Source organism: Micromonospora sp. CA-269861, from assembly GCF_050948505.1.
Classification (GTDB): domain Bacteria; phylum Actinomycetota; class Actinomycetes; order Mycobacteriales; family Micromonosporaceae; genus Micromonospora.
On record NZ_CP192014.1, the window covers coordinates 4,237,080 to 4,253,807 of the forward strand.

The 16,728-nt window shown below is 69.9% G+C and carries 14 protein-coding genes; 5 read left to right on the forward strand and 9 right to left on the reverse strand.

Going from position 1 to position 16,728, the window contains the following annotated elements; genetic code table 11:
• Positions 1-9 precede the first annotated feature (9 nt).
• From ACQP0U_RS19435 to ACQP0U_RS19445, 3 genes are read right to left on the reverse strand one after another with little or no spacing between them, the layout of a single operon-like run.
• Positions 10-789, reverse strand: coding sequence for an ABC transporter ATP-binding protein (locus tag ACQP0U_RS19435; protein ID WP_433309013.1), 780 nt, complete (start codon positions 787-789; stop codon positions 10-12).
• The gene (locus ACQP0U_RS19440) at positions 773-1,819 is read right to left on the reverse strand and encodes a taurine ABC transporter substrate-binding protein (protein WP_433309015.1); all 1,047 of its coding nucleotides are present in this window, start codon (positions 1,817-1,819) and stop codon (positions 773-775) included. The genes ACQP0U_RS19435 and ACQP0U_RS19440 overlap by 17 nt, the downstream gene beginning before the upstream one ends.
• 35 nt (positions 1,820-1,854) lie before the next feature.
• Positions 1,855-2,721: an ABC transporter permease gene (locus ACQP0U_RS19445; RefSeq protein ID WP_433309017.1), complete on the reverse strand. Its 867-nt coding sequence runs from the start codon at positions 2,719-2,721 to the stop codon at positions 1,855-1,857.
• Positions 2,722-3,042: 321 nt separating this feature from the next.
• Here ACQP0U_RS19445 and ACQP0U_RS19450 point away from each other — a divergent pair, with 321 nt between their 5' ends.
• Positions 3,043-4,254, forward strand: coding sequence for a S8 family peptidase (locus ACQP0U_RS19450; protein ID WP_433309018.1), 1,212 nt, complete (start codon positions 3,043-3,045; stop codon positions 4,252-4,254).
• Between the two features lie 98 nt (positions 4,255-4,352).
• Here the strand turns inward: ACQP0U_RS19450 and ACQP0U_RS19455 are convergent, their stop codons facing one another.
• From ACQP0U_RS19455 to ACQP0U_RS19465, 3 genes are all read right to left on the reverse strand, one after another.
• The gene (locus ACQP0U_RS19455; RefSeq protein ID WP_433309020.1) at positions 4,353-4,982 is read right to left on the reverse strand and encodes a VOC family protein; all 630 of its coding nucleotides are present in this window, start codon (positions 4,980-4,982) and stop codon (positions 4,353-4,355) included.
• 63 nt (positions 4,983-5,045) lie between these two features.
• Positions 5,046-6,236, reverse strand: a complete 1,191-nt coding sequence (locus ACQP0U_RS19460; protein ID WP_433309022.1) for an MFS transporter — start codon at positions 6,234-6,236, stop codon at positions 5,046-5,048.
• 99 nt (positions 6,237-6,335) lie between these two features.
• A complete protein-coding gene (locus ACQP0U_RS19465; RefSeq protein ID WP_433309024.1) occupies positions 6,336-6,803 on the reverse strand; it encodes a MarR family winged helix-turn-helix transcriptional regulator in 468 nt (155 codons plus the stop codon).
• A gap of 98 nt (positions 6,804-6,901) precedes the next feature.
• Here ACQP0U_RS19465 and ACQP0U_RS19470 point away from each other — a divergent pair, with 98 nt between their 5' ends.
• A complete protein-coding gene (locus ACQP0U_RS19470) occupies positions 6,902-7,747 on the forward strand; it encodes an NAD(P)H-binding protein (RefSeq protein ID WP_433309026.1) in 846 nt (281 codons plus the stop codon).
• Between the two features lie 78 nt (positions 7,748-7,825).
• On the opposite strand, the gene ACQP0U_RS19475 is transcribed toward ACQP0U_RS19470, so the two are convergent.
• Positions 7,826-8,710: a pyridoxal-phosphate dependent enzyme gene (locus ACQP0U_RS19475; protein WP_433309028.1), complete on the reverse strand. Its 885-nt coding sequence runs from the start codon at positions 8,708-8,710 to the stop codon at positions 7,826-7,828.
• Positions 8,711-8,784: 74 nt separating this feature from the next.
• Positions 8,785-9,912, reverse strand: coding sequence for a DUF4185 domain-containing protein (locus ACQP0U_RS19480; protein WP_433309030.1), 1,128 nt, complete (start codon positions 9,910-9,912; stop codon positions 8,785-8,787).
• A gap of 242 nt (positions 9,913-10,154) precedes the next feature.
• On the opposite strand from ACQP0U_RS19480, the gene ACQP0U_RS19485 reads away from it, so the two are divergent.
• Genes ACQP0U_RS19485 through ACQP0U_RS19495 form a run of 3 tightly spaced genes read left to right on the forward strand, consistent with a single transcriptional unit; the run spans position 10,155 to position 14,415 of the window.
• The gene (locus ACQP0U_RS19485; RefSeq protein ID WP_433309032.1) at positions 10,155-11,597 is read left to right on the forward strand and encodes an FG-GAP repeat domain-containing protein; all 1,443 of its coding nucleotides are present in this window, start codon (positions 10,155-10,157) and stop codon (positions 11,595-11,597) included.
• 19 nt (positions 11,598-11,616) lie between these two features.
• Entirely contained in the window at positions 11,617-13,662 is a 2,046-nt protein-coding gene (locus ACQP0U_RS19490; RefSeq protein ID WP_433309034.1) for an N-acetylmuramoyl-L-alanine amidase, read from the forward strand.
• Positions 13,663-13,704: 42 nt separating this feature from the next.
• Positions 13,705-14,415 (forward strand): DNA alkylation repair protein, encoded by a 711-nt coding sequence (locus ACQP0U_RS19495; protein ID WP_433309036.1) that lies wholly within the window; start codon positions 13,705-13,707, stop codon positions 14,413-14,415.
• Here the strand turns inward: ACQP0U_RS19495 and ACQP0U_RS19500 are convergent.
• Positions 14,412-16,691, reverse strand: a complete 2,280-nt coding sequence (locus ACQP0U_RS19500) for an LLM class flavin-dependent oxidoreductase (RefSeq protein ID WP_433309038.1) — start codon at positions 16,689-16,691, stop codon at positions 14,412-14,414. The two genes, ACQP0U_RS19495 and ACQP0U_RS19500, sit on opposite strands and share 4 nt — an antisense overlap.
• Between the last annotated feature and the right edge of the window lie 37 nt (positions 16,692-16,728).

A 16,728-nucleotide genomic window follows, 5' to 3' on the forward strand; every position in this document is an offset into this window, starting at 1 on the left:
CCTTTCGTTTCAGGCGGCAGCGGCACGTACGGCGTGGCCGATCGTGGCGCGCAGGGACGCGTACTCCGGTGAGCCACGCAACTCGTCTGGTTCGACGCCGGTGCGCGGAAGGTCGACGTCGAGGTCGAGGGCCACCCGACCGGGTCGGCGGGTCAGGACGATCACCCGACTGCCGAGGAACACGGCCTCGTCCACGCTGTGCGTGACGAACACACAGGTACGGCCGGATTCCGCGCTGACCTGGCGCAGGTCCTCCTGCAACCGCTCCCGGGTCAACGCGTCGAGGGCCGCGAACGGCTCGTCGAGCAGCAGCAACGGGTTGTCCACGGCCAGTGCCCGCGCGATGGCTACCCGCTGCTGCTGACCGCCGGAGAGCTGCCAGGTGCGCCGGTGCGCGACGTGCGGCAGGCCGACCCGGTCCAGCAGCGCGGACACCCGACGGGACCGCTCCGGACGGGAGACACCGGCGTAGCGCAGCGCGAGCCCGACGTTGCCGCCGACCGTCTTCCAGGGCAGCAGCCGTGGTTGCTGGAAGACCAGACCGGCGTTGCGCCCCGGCACCGGTGGCAGGCCGGCCGCGTTCACCGTGCCGGCCGTCGGCCGCTCGAAACCGGCGATCAGCCGCAGCAGCGTCGTCTTGCCGCAGCCCGAGGCGCCCACGATCACCAGGAAGGCGCCCGGCGGTACGCGAAGGTCGACCGGGCCGAGGGCGGTGACCGCCGCCGACCCACTCCCGTAGGTGTGGGTGACGTCGCGGACCTCGACCGCGGCGTCAGGGTTGGAGGACATTCGGCAGACCCCTGGTGTAGATCGCGGCCTCGAACACCGAACGGTCCGGGATCGCGTCGATCTTCTTCTGCCCCTTGAGGAAGACCGCCGCGTTGTACAGGTTCTCGGCGAGCGCGCCGACCTTCTCGGGCGAGCCCAGCCACTCCGGGCTGGCCAGGTCGGCGGGCTTGAGGAACACACCCTGACTCAGCTGGTGCTGGGCCGCGGCGGTGTCCAGGTTCAGCTCACGGCCCACGGCGGTCGCCGCGGCGGTCGGGTCGCTCGCGATGAGGTCGAGGGCTTTGGCCTCGGCCTTGCGCCACGCGTCGACGGCCTCCGGGTGCGCGTCGGCGAACGCCGTGGAGACCACGCCGAGATCCAGTGTGGGCTTGCCTGCGGTGGCCAGTTCCCGGCTGCTGACGAGCACCTTCCCGGTCTTCTTCAGCTCGTCGAGGGACGGCAGCCAGGAGTACGCGGCGTCGAGGTCACCGCGGGTCCAGGCGGCGAGGATGTCCTGTGGCTCCAGGTCGACCAGGGTCACCTCGCTCTCCTTCACTCCGGCTCGCTCCAGGGCGGCGAGCAGACTGAAGTGCGCGGTCGACGCGAACGGGGTGCCGATCTTCTTGCCCCGCAGGTCGGTGATGGTGGCGACGTTGGCGGCGTTGCGGGCCACCAGCGCCTCGTTGTCGCCGGCGACGTCGAGCACGAAGGCGACCTTGTAGGGCAGGTTCAGTGGCGCAGACAGGCCTCGCGCGACAGGGCTGGAGCCGATCGCGGCGATGTCCACGCTGCCGGCAGCGAACGCGGTGTTGATGCTCGCGCCGGAGTCGAACTTGGTCCAGGTGATCTTGTAATCCGGGAGCGCCTTCTCCAGCAGTTGTTGGTTCTTCACGATCAGATCGCCGCTCGGGAATGCCTGGTAGGCGAGCCGGAGGCTCTTGCGCTGCGGATCGCCGCCGCCGCTGGCGGCACCGTCGCCGCACGCGGCGAGCGGTACGGCCGCAGCGAGCAGAGCGGTGGCGATGAGGATTCTGGTGATCGGTCTACGCACGGGACGCCCATTCTGAGAGGTGTGGGGAGCGCGGGTCAGCTTCGACCGCGCCAGGGAACGAGCCGGTCCTCCGCTGTGCGCAGCAGCGCGTCGATGAGGAGGCCGGACAGGCCGATGGCGAACAGCCCGAGCACCACCACGTCGGTCTGCGAGTACCGTTGCGCGTCGCGGACCATGCCGCCGATGCCCGGTACGCCGTTGATGGTCTCGGCGGCGACAACCGACGAGTACGCGATGCCCACCGCGAGCCGGATGCCGGTGAAGATCTCCGGGAGCGCGTGCGGCAGCACCACGTCGCGGGTGACCGCCCAGCGGCCGCCGCCCAACGCCCTGGCCGCTTCGACGAGGGTGGCGGGCGCGGCCTTGACGGCGGAGGCGGTGGCGACCGCGACCGGGGGCAGCGCGGCGATGGACAGCAGCCACAGCTTCGGCGTCTCGTCGATGCCGAACCAGATGATGAACAGGCTGAAGTACGCCAGTGGTGGCAGCGCGCGGACGAAGGTGACGACCGGCTCGGTCGCGACCCGCACCCAGGCGACGGTGCCCATCACGAGGCCTAGCACCAGCCCGGCCGCCACGCCCACCACCGAGCCGATGAGGATGCGGCGCAGACTGACGCCGAGGTGCTCGATCAGCAGGTGACCGCTGTAACCCCGGACACCGTCGTGTGTGGTCGAGGTCTGCACCAGGCGGTCCCACACGGCGCCCGGTGACGGGATGAACGTGGGATTGTCGGTCAGTATCGCGAGGATCTGCCAGATCGCCAGCAGGACACCGAGCGAGACGGCACGGAGCGCGATGCGGCGCCACCACCCCGCTCGCGACGCTGAGCGCGAGGGGCGCGCTGGAGGTGGGGCACCGACATCGGAACCCACGGTCTGCACTGCTGCGGCAACGGTCACGGCTTCTCCCGATCACTATGACCTACATTTCCTACAGCTTTAGTGGGGTATCCACAAGGGTTCGCCCACTGCATGGAACCCGCACCGCCCAGGCCGCCGTGGCACTCCCCCGCGCAGCGACCCCTCTCCGTCACAACTGGACCAACCTGATAACCGATGCCTAAAGACAACGAAACCATCTATTGATCAGTGCCGATTAGCGTTGTGGGTGCGCCGGATCCGGCGCAATCACCGCGATTCCGACGCGTGGCGCAGCCGTGCCCGTGGCCGGAAGCAGCCGGTCCGGGTTCCGCCCGACCGGCAGAGGGCAAGGAGACGGCAGTGACGATCAACCCCCAGGCGGTACGCCGCTACCTCGGTGCACTGGGCGCCACAGCTCTGGCCGGCGCGCTGTTCGCCACGGTCGCGGTTCCACCGGCGGCGGCGGCCCCGGCCACCGGGAACGTCCTCGGTGCGACGAGCCCCGACGCGGTCGCCGGGAGCTATCTCGTCGTCCTCAAGGACGGGCAGCGACTGGACCAGGCCACCGCCGGGACGCTGACTTCCAGGTACGGCGGCAACGTCACCCGGGTCTTCGGACGCACGGTGCACGGTTACGTCGCCAACCTCAGCGCGACGGCCGCGCGGAGACTGGCCGCCAACCCGGCGGTGAGCTACGTCGAACAGGACCAGCGGGTCCACACCCTGGCCACCCAGACCAACCCGCCGTCCTGGGGCTTGGACCGGATCGACCAGCGCAACCTGCCGCTCAACCAGTCCTTCACCTACGGACCGAGCAACGGGGTCCGGATCTACGTGATCGACACCGGGGTACGGATCAGCCACCAGGACTTCGGCGGCCGGGCCTCGCACGGGTACGACGCGGTGGACAACGACTACAACACCGACGACGGCAACGGACACGGCACGTTCGTCGCCTCAGTCGCCGCCGGCAACGCCTACGGTGTGGCCAAGAACGCCAACATCATCGGCGTACGGGTTCTGAACAACAGCGGGTCCGGCACCACTGCGGGTGTGATCGCAGGCATCGACTGGGTGACCGCGAACGCCACCAGGCCCGCGGTGGCCAACCTGAGCCTCGGCGGGGGCGCGAGCAGCACCCTGGATGCCGCGGTCCGCCGGTCGATCAACGCCGGTATCACGTACACCATCGCTGCCGGTAACTCCGGTGCGCTGGCCTCCGGCACCTCGCCGGCCCGCGTCACCGAGGCGTTGACGGTCGGCGCCACCGACCGCACCGACACCCGACCGAGTTGGTCCAACTACGGCTCGGCCCTGGATCTCTTCGCACCCGGCGTAGCGATCACGGCCGCCTGGCGGACCAGCAACACCGCCACCTACACCGGAAACGGCACCTCCTTCTCCGCACCGCACGTGGCCGGCGCGGCCGCCATCTACCTGCGGAACAACCCGACCGCCAGCCCCGCGACGGTGAACTCCGCGATCGTGGCTGCGGCCACCCCGAACGTCGTCATCAACCCGGGCAGCGGCTCACCGAACCGACTCCTCTACATCGGCACCTTCGGCAGCTGATCCACCTGCGCGTACGGATGCCCGTACCGAACCTCGGTACGGGCATCCACACATGCACCGCAGGACCGGCCGAGCCGGCCCGGACGGGTCGGCCCGGCTCACTCGGGCGGCTTGGCCCCCGACTGCTCGCTCACCATGTACGCCGCGTACCAGTCGGGCCAGTTGTCGTCCCGTTCACCGGTACGTTTCTCGTGCTCACCGTGCGCGGCTTCGGCGCGCCGCAGCGCGCCCGCCAGGTCGCTCGTGGAGCCGAACGACGTCAGGCCACCCTCGATGCGCCCGGGAAGCCTGGTAGTGATCTCCTGCATCAGCCAGGTGTTGCCGTCCGGGTCGCGCAGCGTGGCGCGCGAGAAGTAGCTGCGCCCCTGCGGGTCCGGCCCGTCGACCGGGCCGTCCGAGCTGACGTGGAAGACGTCGCCGACCTCGACACCGGCCGCGACGAGCGTGTCGTGGGCCGCCTCGATGTCGGACACGATCAGGTACGCCATGGCCGAGCCGGGTGGCGCCGGCGTGAGCCCGGGGCCGAACTGTACGGAGCACGCGGAGCCGTGCGGCGTCAACTGGACGATGCCGGGCGGGGTCTGGTCGAGCCGCCACCCGAGCCGTTGGTAGAACGCCTTCGCCCGGTCGACATCCGACACCGGGATGACGATCACCTCGAGCTTGACGTCGAGGCTCTCGATGCGCGACGTCGCACTCGCGTCGCCCTGGGCAACCTTCGGGCTCATCGCCTCCCCCTTCCTGATCATCACGCTACTTGTTGCGCTCTTGCTCGGCGCCGCTTTCCGGCATCAACCCGGCGCCCTGCTGGTCGCCCTGCGGAGCCCCAGCAGGGCGACCAGGGCGAGGAGGATGACGGCGACGGAGTACTCGTCGGCGGTCTGCGGCAGGCCTCCGGCGTAGACCACGAGGAAGCCGGCGATCACCGTGGGCAGACCGAAGCCGACGTAACAGACGACGTAGAGCACGGACAGCACGCTGGCGCGTTGGTGCGCCTCAACCAGCGGCATGACCGTCTTGAGGCTGCCCTGAAAGCCGCTGCCGAAGCCGACGCCGCCGAGCGCGAGGCCGACGAAGATGCCCGGGACGGACTGCGCCATGACCGCCACCAGCGTGACGATCATGCCCAGGATGAGCGCGACGATCCCGGTCAGGATCACGGTCCGCGCGGCGGTGTTGCGCTGCACCAGAACGGCTGCCGACCCGAAGACGGCAAAGACGAAGAGGACCAGACCGCCGACCACGATCGAGGTGTTCATGAGACTGCGGACGAGCGCCGGACCGAGCGCGCCGAAGAACCCGGCCAGTGCCCAGACCGCGAAGAGCACCGGGACGACGACCAGGACCGGTTGGCGCACCGAGCGGGGCAGCGTGATGTCCGGCCGCAGGCTGCGTCGTGCCCCGGCCATCGGTGTGACCGTCTCCGGCATCAGCGCGACCCCGACGGCCTGGATCAGCAGGATGACGAGCAGCACGACGTACACCAGTCGCGTCGGCGCGGGCAGGAACTGGATGAGCAGCGCCGAGAGCAGGGCACCGCTTCCGGTGCCGATACCGGGGGCGATCGAGTTCGCGAGCGTGCCGCGGGCACGGTCGATGTCGAGCATGGCGGCACCCACGGCGCCGGTGGCGGCACCGGCAGCCAGCCCCTGCACGAGGCGGGCGACCAGCAGCGACGGAACGCCGTCGGCGAAGATGAAGACGACAAGCGCGAGCATCTGCACCGCGATCGCGACGGCCAGCACCGGTCGCCGACCGACGTGGTCGGACAACTTGCCGAACGTGAGCAGCGATGCCAGCACCGCGAGCGCGTAGACGGCGAACACCACAGTGGTCGTGACCGGCGAGAAGTGCCAGCGTTCCTGGTACACACCGTAGAGCGGGGTCGGGGCCGCCGACGCGGCCAGGAACGACACGAGGATCGACGCCAGCAGCACCAGGGAGACCGTCGGTGAGAGTCGGGCCCGCCCCGCGATAGGCATGTCGGTGCTCCTCGGCTGCGTGGAAAGCGGTCAGCCTGGGCGTTCCGCCGGCCCTGGGGGCCACGGCGGCGTACCCGGTTGACGCCGGCGCATGCCGGCTCAGCCCTCGGTGTCCTGGCCGGTCGCCGGGAGGCTCGCCACGCCGCGACCCAGGGCGTCCCTGAAGTCGCGGTAGCGGTCGGGGCCGAGCGTGTCGGCGAGTCTCTGCTCGATCAGGTGCACGAAGCCGTCGGAGGCCGCCATGAAGCTCAGGCCCCGCTCCGTCGGCACGATCAACTTTGCCCGGCGGTCGGCCGGATCGGGCGTACGCCGGACGTAACCCAGCCGCTCCAACTCGTCGAGGATCGCGCCCATCGTCTGCTTGTTGCGGCCGGCCAGCCGGGCCAGCTCGCCGGGTCGGGTGCCCTCGGCGTCCAGGTACGCGAGGACCGCGCCGTGGCGGGGCCGAACGTCGTCGAACCCCTGCTCCGCCGAGCGTCGGAAGATCTCCCGCTGGACGCGCGCGGAGAGCTGCACGGCCAGGATCCCGAGGTCGGGGTCCTGCTCCTTCAGTGTGCTGCGCTTCATAATTTGGTCCAATCATTGGACGGTACAACTTATGGACTATATCGTCGCTGGCGGCGATCGGTGGCCCGACCGCGGTCCGCCTGACCGAGAGGATGACCATGACCATTCTGATAACCGGGGCAAATGGCACCGTGTCGCGGGAGGTGCTGCGCGAGCTGGCCGGCAAGCAGCCGGTCCGCGCCCTCGTGCGGGACGCGTCCCGCACGCCGGGGCTCGACGGGGTCGAGTACGTCGTCGGCGACCTGGACCGTCCCACCACGCTGACCCCGGCGTTCGAGGGCGTGTCGACGCTGTGGCTGCTGATGCCGATGGGCCCGCTGGCACCGAGCCAGAGCATGAACGCGGTCTGGGCGGCCCGGCAGGCCGGCGTACGGCACATCGTCCGGCTCTCCGCGATCGGCGCCGCGCACGACGCACCCACCCGCAACGGCCGACTGCACGCGCTCTCCGACGCCGAGCTGCAGGAGTCGGGCATCCCCTGGACGATCCTGCGACCGAGTCACTTCATGCAGAACCTTCTCGGCGCCAAGGCCGGTGAACACCTCTACGGCCTCTTCGGCGACGCGAAGGTCGGCCTGATCGACGCCCGGGACATCGCCGCCGCAGGGGCGGCGATCCTCGCCGCGCCGCAGCAGCACGAGGGCAGGATCTACATGCCCACCGGGCCGGAGAGCATCACCCTGGACCAGGCGGCCGACGAGATCGCCAGTACGCTCGGCCAGCCGGTGCGCTACGTGCCGCAGAGCCCGGACCAGGCACGTGACGGCCTGCTCCAGGCCGGCCTCGACACGTGGTCGGCAGAGGTCCTCGCCGAGTACCGGGTCGCCTACGGCTCCGGGTGGGGCGACTTCACCAACGACCATGTCGAGCGAATCGTCGGCCGGCGGCCACGGACCTTCGCCGAGTTCGTCCGCGATTACCGTGAGCACTTCGCGAGCGTCTGACCCGTCGACAGGCCGGCACGGTGCCCTCCGGAGCGAACCCGCCGGGGGGCACCGCCATACGTGCCCGGTTGGTGCCCTTTACAGTTCCGGGTGGCCGAAGAGGCCCGGCAGGCCGCCGCTGTGCAGGAAGACGACCCGGTCACCGCGCGGAAAGCTGCCGGCCAGCAGCGCCGCCATCGCCCGACCGGTGTACGTCGGGTCCAGGAAGACCCCCTCGGTACGCGCGGTCACCTCCAGCGCCGCCCGGACGGCGTCGGTAAGCGTGCGGTAACCGGCACCCACCTGGCTGCCGTCGATCCGCAGCGCGTCCGGCTCGACCTCGCCGACGAGCAGACCGGCGACTGTCGCCCGCGGGTCCGGCACGGCCCCGACATCCACGCCGACCACCCGCTGCGCGCCCAACTCCCGCACCAGCCCGGCCATCGTCCCGCCGGAGCCGAGCGCCGCCACGACCTCGACCCCGTCGATGCCCGGCAACTGGGCCCGCAGCTCCCGACCACAGTCCACATAGCCCTGGATCGACGCGGGTGAGGTGCCGCCGAACGGGATGGCGTACGCCGACCGTCGCTCCGCCTCGACCGCCACCACCTCGGCGAGCGGACGATCCCCGCCCCAGACGATCTCCGCGCCGGCGAGCCCGTCGAGCAGCAGGTTGCCCCGCCGACTCTCCGGGGGCGGGCCGGCGAGCACCAGCACGCAGGAGAGGCCGAGCCGCGCGGCCGCAGCAGCGGTGAGCCGGGCGTGGTTGCTCTGCGGCGCCCCCGAGGTGATCAGTGTGGTGGCGCCGTCGGCGATCGCCTGGGCGCAGGTGTACCGGAGTTTGCGGATCTTGTTGCCGCCTCCCCCGAGGCCGTTGAGATCGTCACGCTTGAACCAGAGCTCGGCCAGCCCCAGCCGCGCGGCGAGCCGGGGCGCGGCCTCCAACGGCGTCGGCCACGTACCGAGGGGAACGGGAGTGATCATTCGTCCAGCTAAGCACGTCACCGCCCCACACGGCGTGGGACCGGCGTCGGGCACCCCGGCGCAACGGCAGGCGGTCAGACCGAGCCGACGAACTGGCTGACGTGGTACGCGGTGCTCCGGCCGTCCGGCGTGCGGGTCCACTTCGAGATCATCAGGTGCAGGTCGTCGGCGTTGCCGCTCGACCAGGGGTGGATGAACCCGCCGTAGAGCGCGGGCTCCTGCCAGCTCGTCACCTGGATCTTCTCGGCCGTCCACACGCGATCGGGCCCCGGTGCGGTCCGGGTGACGACGCAGCCGTTCTGGCAGTTCAGGTACGACATCACCCAGGTCCCGTCACTCAGGCGGCGCACCGACGGCTCGCCGAAGCGACCGGTGAGGATGGGAGTGCAGGGCCGCCCCCATCCCCAGTTCGCGCCGTTCCAGCCCCAGCCCTCGTACGACTCCGGGTAGAACAGCCGGTCCCACCGGACGCGACGCAGCATCATCGGGCCGTCCTGCCGTCCGGACCGTACCGAGAAGACGTAGACGTGGTCGCCGTGGCGCTGCATGGTCCACATCTGGAACGGGTCCTTGTTGTCCGGGCCGTTCCACCACTTGAGCGGCGTACGGACGAAGTCGTTGCCGTTGTCGGAGAAGGCCAGCCCCGCGTAGCGGGACTTCCACTGCGGCCCGGCCGGGCCGGCGGAGTTCCAGTTCTCGATGCTCATGTAGGAGATGACCTGCCGACCGGTCTCCGGAAAGCTGATGCCGTCGTTGGGGATGACTGTCACCTCCGGAAGACCGTCGATGCCGACGCCGTGGTGGCCGTTGTGCATCAGTTCCGGCGCGCGTCCGTTGCCGACGACCCGGGCCGCGCTGTCGAAGACCACTCCGCCCGGCGCACCGGGATGGACGGCGGAACGCAACATGACAGGTGAACGCCAGTCGTTCGGCACGGGCGGGCCCTCGGGCCACGGTGTGTTGAAGGTGTCACCGAAGAGGTAGCCGATCGATCCGTTCTCCAGCACGTACGGGATGCCCAGATCGGTGCCTGCCACCCGCCAGCGGCTGTTCGTGTCAAGGTCCGCACCGGTCAACCGCTTCTTCCACACCGCAGCCCGAGCCGGGGCAGCCGTTGTCAGGACCGTGCTCACGGAACCGATCGTGCTGGCCGCACCTATCGCGGCGGCTCGACCGAGAAGCGTGCGACGACGCATACCCATGACTGCCCTCCTGACGCACTCGTCCAGCCGCGCTGCGCGGATGGACAGCGGTTGCGGGCGAGTAAACCCACGACAATCGTCGCTGTCAATACCTGCCTGTCTCGACCCTCGCATTGAAGGAATTCTTCAGGGGACATTGACAGCGATCACCGCCCTGATGGCACTCTCAGCAATCGACATCCCCGTCACCGGCGGCATCGTGACGCCACCTGGCTGACCACCCGACCCCCGTGAGGAGCAGCGTGAGACGTTCTCTCCTGGCTGTGCTGGTCGCCCTCGGCACCGCCGCGGCGACGGTCACGGCAGCGCCCGCGCACGCCGACCCGGTCGGCACCCTGGCCTGCCCCTCCATCCCCGCCAACCGCGATCCTGCGGTGACCCTTGTCGTCTACCGGGTCGCTCGCGCGTACAACGCCAACGAGAAGGTGATGCTGTCCGCGTTCGAGGCGGGCTGGGTCGAGTCACACATGAACAACCTCCCGTGTGGCGACAAGTCGTCACTCGGGGTGTTCCAGCAGCGCTGGGACTACGGCTGGGGTACCCCGGAACAGATCATGGACCCGGTCTACGCCAGCACCCAGTACGTCACCCGGGCAATCGTCTGCGACCGCGACAACCCCCGATACAGCGCGGGCCAGATCGCCCAGTGCGTCCAACGGTCGGGCTTCCCCGACCGGTACGACCAGGTCGCTGCCACCGCACGGATCCAGCTCAACGAGGCGGCCCGCACCCACGCCATCACTGGTGGATCCGCTACCGACGTCACCGGCGACGGCCGGGACGACATCGTCACCTTCACCCAGAACGCCCTCGCCGACGTCTACGTGGGGGCGTCCACCGGCAGTTCCTACACCGGCACCTCGGTGCGCTGGAACGACTTCTTCTCCATCGGTGGCGAGACCGCGTCCACCGGCGACGTCAACGGTGACGGCCGCGACGACATCGTCACCTTCACCCACGGCAACACCGGGGACGTCCACGTCGCGCTCTCCACCGGCACCTCGTTCGGGGGCGGCGGCAAGTGGCACGACTGGTTCGCCCCCGGCGCGGAGATCGGCGCGGTCGGCGACGTCAACGGCGACGGCCGCGACGACATCGTGGCGTTCACCCACAACCCCGCCGGCGACGTCTACGTCGCTCTCTCCACCGGTAACGGCTTCGGGCCCGGCCTCAAGTGGCACGAGTTCTTCAGCCCGTTCGGCGAGTTTCCCGCCCTCGGTGACGTCAACGGCGACAGCCGCGACGACCTCATCACCTTCACCCAGGGCCCCGCCACCGCCAGCGACGTCATCGTCGCCCTGTCGAACGGCAGTTCCTTCGGCGCCGCACAGAAATGGCACGACCTGTTCGCCGTCGGGGCCGAACTACCCCGCGTCGGCGACATCAACGGCGACGGCAGGGACGACATTGTCACCTTCACCTGCGATGCCAACGCCGATGTGTACGCCGCCACCTCCACCGGCACCGGCTTCGCCGGGACGACGGTGAAGTGGAACGACTTCTTCTGCCTGACCGGCGAGTTCCCGTACCTGGGTGACGCCAACGGGGACGGCAGGGACGACATCATCGTCTTCACCAAAGGTGCCACCAACGACGTCCACGTCGCGCTCTCCACCGGCACCGGCTTCCTCGGCGCCACCCGATGGCACGACTTCTTCGGCCTCACCGGCGAGACGACGCTGTGATCAGCGGAATGGAGACCTCATGCGACTGACCAGGCGCACGTGCGCCCTTCTCCTGGTGGCGGCGCTCGCCGGCCAGGTCGCGGCCACGCCGGCCGATGCGGCTCGCCCCGCGGCACCCGGTTCTCTCACCGCTGACTTCGCCCGGGCCGCCGCCGAGTTCGACGTGCCCCGGGACCTGCTGGTCGCCGTCGCCTACGGTGAGACCCGCCTGGACGGGCACGGCGGCCTACCCAGCCAGGCCAACGGGTACGGGATCATGCACCTCGTCAGCAACCCCACCCAGCACAGCCTGGAGCGGGCGGCCACGCTCACCGGCGAACCCGTCGACCGCCTGCGCTCGGTCGACGCCGCCAACGTCCGGGGCGGCGCGGCGGTGCTCCGCGACCTGGCCGACCACGAGGGTCTGACCGGCAGTGCACGAGACCGGCTCTCCGCCTGGTACCCGGTGGTGGCGCGCTACAGCGCCGCCGTCGACGCGCCGACCGCCCGGCTCTACGCCGACCACGTCTACGACCTGCTGCGTGCCGGTATCGCCGCGGGCCCGGTACGGGTCGCGCCGCAACCGCTCCGACCCGAACTCGGCCGCTACGCCGGGGTCGCGCCCGCCGGCGCGAACGTCACGGCGGCGGTGCCGGAGTACGCGCCGGCCCGGTGGGTGTCCGCCTACGGCGGCAACTACCAGGCCGGCCGATCCGCGCGGATAACAACGGTGGTGGTGCACGTGACCCAGGGGTCGTACGCCGGCACGGTGAGCTGGTTCCAGAACCCGTCGGCGGGGGTGAGTGCGCACTACGTGGTGAAATCGAGCAACGGCGAGATCACCCAGATGGTGCGCGAGGGCGACACGGCCTACCACGCGCGCTCGGCCAATCCGTACGCCGTGGGCATCGAGCATGAGGGGTTCGTGGACAACCCGGCCTGGTTCACCGACGCCATGTACCGGTCGTCCGCCGCGCTGACCCGCTACCTCTGTGACAAGTACGGGCTGCCGAAGACCCGTGCGGCGATCAAGGGCCACAACGAGATGCCCGGCAACGACCACACCGACCCCGGCCCCAACTGGAACTGGAACTACTACATCTCTCTGGTCAACGCTGGCGGCTCGGGAGGCCGGTACCTGGCCGGATCGCCGACGGACTTCACCGGTGACGGCCGCGACGACATCGTCGCGTTCACCCGTGGGGGGCTCAACGACGTGTACGTGTCGGCGTCCACCGGCTCCTCCTTCGCCGGGACGTCGGTGAAGTGGAACGACTTCTTCGGCCTGAACGACGAGACGCTGCTGTCCGGGGACTTCAACGGCGACGGGCGCGACGACATCGTGGCCTTCACCCACGGTTCGCTCGCCGACGTGTACGTGGCACTGTCGAACGGGTCGTCCTTCGCGGGCGCGACCAAGTGGCACGACTGGTTCGCTCCGAACACCGAGGTCGCCGCGGTGGGGGACGTCAACGGTGACGGCAGGGACGACATCGTCGCCTTCACCCACGACGGTGCCGGAGACGTGCACGTCGCGCTCTCCTCCGGTTCGTCGTTCACCGGAACAGCGCTGAAGTGGCACGAGTACTTCTCGATCGCCGGCGAGTACCCGGCCATCGGCGACGTCAACGGCGACGGCCGCGACGACATCATCACCTTCACCCAGGGACCGGCCACGGCGTCGGACGTCATCGTCGCCCTGTCCACGGGAGCCGCGTTCGGGGCGGCGCAGACGTGGCACGACGTGTTCGCGGTCGGGACGGAACAGCCGCGCGTCGGGGACATCAACGGCGATGGCCGCGACGACATCGTCACGTTCACCTGCAACGCCGATGCCGACGTCTACGCGGCCGTCTCCACCGGCACCTCGTTCGCCGGCACCACCGTCAAGTGGAACGACTTTTTCTGCCTGCCTGGCGAGTTCCCCTACCTGGGTGACTACAACGGCGACGGCAAGGACGACGTCATCGCCTTCACCAAGGGCAGCCTCAACGACGTCTACGTCGGCCTCTCCACCGGCACCAGCTTTCTCGGCGGCGCGAAGTGGCACGACTTCTTCGGGCTGCCCAACGAGACCACCCTCTGACTTCAGGGAGACCGCGTTGCTCAGCCGGTAGCGTGGGCGGTCATGGTCACCAACGTCGACGTGCGTCGGGAACTCGCCAACCTCGCCGATCCGCGTCGAGCCGAGGCATCGAGCCGGTTCCTCCAGATGGTCCCTGGCGGGTACGGCGAGGGTGACCGGGCCCTCGGTGTCTCCGTGCCCGACCAGCGCAGGGTGGCCGCCCGGTTCTGGCGCGACCTCTCGCTGGCCGAGGCGACGAAGCTGCTCACCTGTGACGTGCACGAGGAGCGGCTGACCTCGCTGCTCATCCTGGTCCGGAAGTTCTCCAGGGGCGACGAGCCGGAACGGGGTCAGATCTTCCGCACCGTCCTGGCCAACACCGACCGCATCAACAACTGGGACCTGGTGGACTCGTCCGCGCCGTACATCGTCGGTCCCTGGTTGATCGACAAGGACCGGAGCGTCCTGGATCGGTTGGCTGATTCGGGCCTCGTGTGGGACCGGCGTATCGCCGTCCTGGCGACCTTCGCCTTCATCAAGGCCGGCGACTTCGAGTGGACCTTCCGACTCGGCGACCGGCTCCTGCACGACCCGCACGACCTCGTCCGGAAGGCGGTGGGCTGGATGCTGCGCGAGGTGGGCAACCGGGACAGAGCGGCGGAGGAGGAGTTCCTCGTCCGCCGCTACCGGGTCATGCCACGGGTCATGCTGCGGTACGCGATCGAGAAGTTCGAGCCGCAGCGTCGCCGCGAGTACCTGTCCGGTGCCCTCTAGACGATGGCCTCAGCCGGTGGGATCGGAAAGTTCCGGTTGAAAACGTTGTCCGGGTCGTAGGTGGCCTTGACGGCGCGCAGCCGGCCGAGGGTGGGCTCGGGCCAGGCGTCCAGCAGCCGAGCCGGATCGGTGTCGCTCTCGAAGCTGAGGTACATGCCGTCGAGATGCGCGTACAGCTCGGCCCACAGCTTGTCGAGCCGGGGCCTGCGGTCCGGGACCGTGGCGGCGAGCACCGAGAAGTTCTGCTCCCGGTGCGGGTAGGCGGTCGCTCCGCGGGGGACGTCGTTGACCGCTCCGCCGACGGACCGAAGCTGCATGATCATCACGTCGCCAGAATGGATCATGTTTTCCATCAGGTCGGCCGCCTCCGGCGTGACGTGGTGCAACAGACCGCTCCGGGTGTCGCGCAGCCCCTGCCCACGATGCTGGTTGCCCGGCGGCACGACGATTGCCGGGTACGGCACGAGCTGTGCCTGTTGATCGAGGATCGGCCCGATCTCCAGGAACGGGCTCAGGGCAGACTGCGCCGCCTCGATGTCATCACCGGCGTAGACGAGGGTGACCTGCGCGGTAGGTGGGTTGCCACGGCGGCCGGGAAAGAGGGAGAGGAAGCTCGTCAGCTCCCGTGGCGCGTCCTCGACGAGGTGGCCCCAGCGGCGCAGCAGCTGGGCGGTGTCGGTCGCGTCCGCGACGAGCTGGGCGTAGACGACGTTGTCGACCTCGTACGCCTCCAGCTCGAGCGCGGTGACGACGCCGAAGTTCCCACCGGCGCCGCGGACCGCCCAGAACAGGTCGGGGTGGTGCTCGTCGTCGACGCGGAGCAGGCGGCCGTCTGCGGTGACGATCTCCGCGGCGACGACGTGGTCGATGGTCAGGCCGTGCTTGCGCGCCAGGTATCCGACGCCGGCGGTGGTGGCGAGACCACCTACACCCACGTCCCCGTAGTCGCCCGAGCTCATGGCCAGGCCGTACGGGGCGAGCGCCTGGGCCACGTCGCCCCACCGGGCACCCGGCTCCAGCCGCACCCGACGGGTCGCCCGGTCCAGCACCTCGACCTTCTTCATCCTCGACATGTCGATGACGACTCCCCCGTCGTTCGTCGACCGGCCGCTGATGCCGTGCCCGCCGCTGCGCACCGACAGCGGAACGTTCTGCGTCCGGGCGTACGACACGGCCTCGACCACCTCGGCGGCGTTCTGCGGGCGGATCACCAGGGCCGGCGATCCGTGCCAGCTGTAGGTGTGGCGTACGCGCTCGTACTCCGGGTCACCGGGCTCGACGGACGTGGTGGCCAGCGACGCGGGCAGCGCGTCGTAGTCGAGGCCCGGGTGCCGCTCGGCCAGCGCGGCGGTCGCGCGGACCCGGTCGGCGCCGAGGCCACCCCCGGTGCGCTCCTTGGCGACCGCCTCCCGCAGCGCGGGGGCGATCTCCTGCCCGAGGGTCTGGATGAGGCGCGGGTCGTCACGGCCGATCAGGAAGGTGCTGAACCCCTCCTCGAGGACCAGCGGTAGGAGCTGGTCGACCCACTGCTCGGCGGGCCCCTGAAGGAAGCCACGACTGCGCGACGAGACGTCGACCGTGAACAGGTTGAGCAGCCGCCTGATCTCCCGCGGCTCGCGGCCGGCGGCGATGGCCGCCTCGTCGATGAGCCGGTTGGCGGTCGTGCGGTCCGGAGATCGCAGGTACTCCAGCGTCGGAAGCCATCCGTCGGCCTTCTGGCCGGTCAGGGCCAGCATTTTCGGCTGGTACGCGCCGAGCCAGATGCTGATGTCGTGTGCTGGCCTCGGGCCGCGCTGCATGCCGGGCACGGGGTAGTACTCCCCGTTGAGCCGCAGCGGCCCGTCGGTGGTGTCGTCCCAGACACCGCGCAGGACGTCGATCGCCTCCCGCAGAGCCGCGACCCCCTGACCCGCGGTCAGTCGGCGCGCCCCCATGCCCTCGATCCCGTCCCAGAACGCGCCAGCGCCGAGACCCAGCTCGAACCGGCCGTGCGACAGCCCGTCCAGGCTCGCTGCGGCGCGGGCCAGCACGGCCGGTGGCCGCAGCGGCAGACTGAGGACGTTCCCCGAGATCCGTAGCCGTTCCGTGCGGGCGGCCACCCAGCTCAGCAGGGTCCAGGTGTCGAGAAACTCGGCGTTGTAGGGGTGGTCCTGGAAGGTGACCAGGTCCAGTCCCGCCGCTTCGGTCAGCTCGGCCAGCGCCACCACCCGGTCCGGGTCGTGCGCATTCGGCGTCAGGAACGACCCGAACTGGAGTTCGTGCCCGTAATCCGACATTGCTCCACCATCCACGCGATCATTTGATCAACAGATC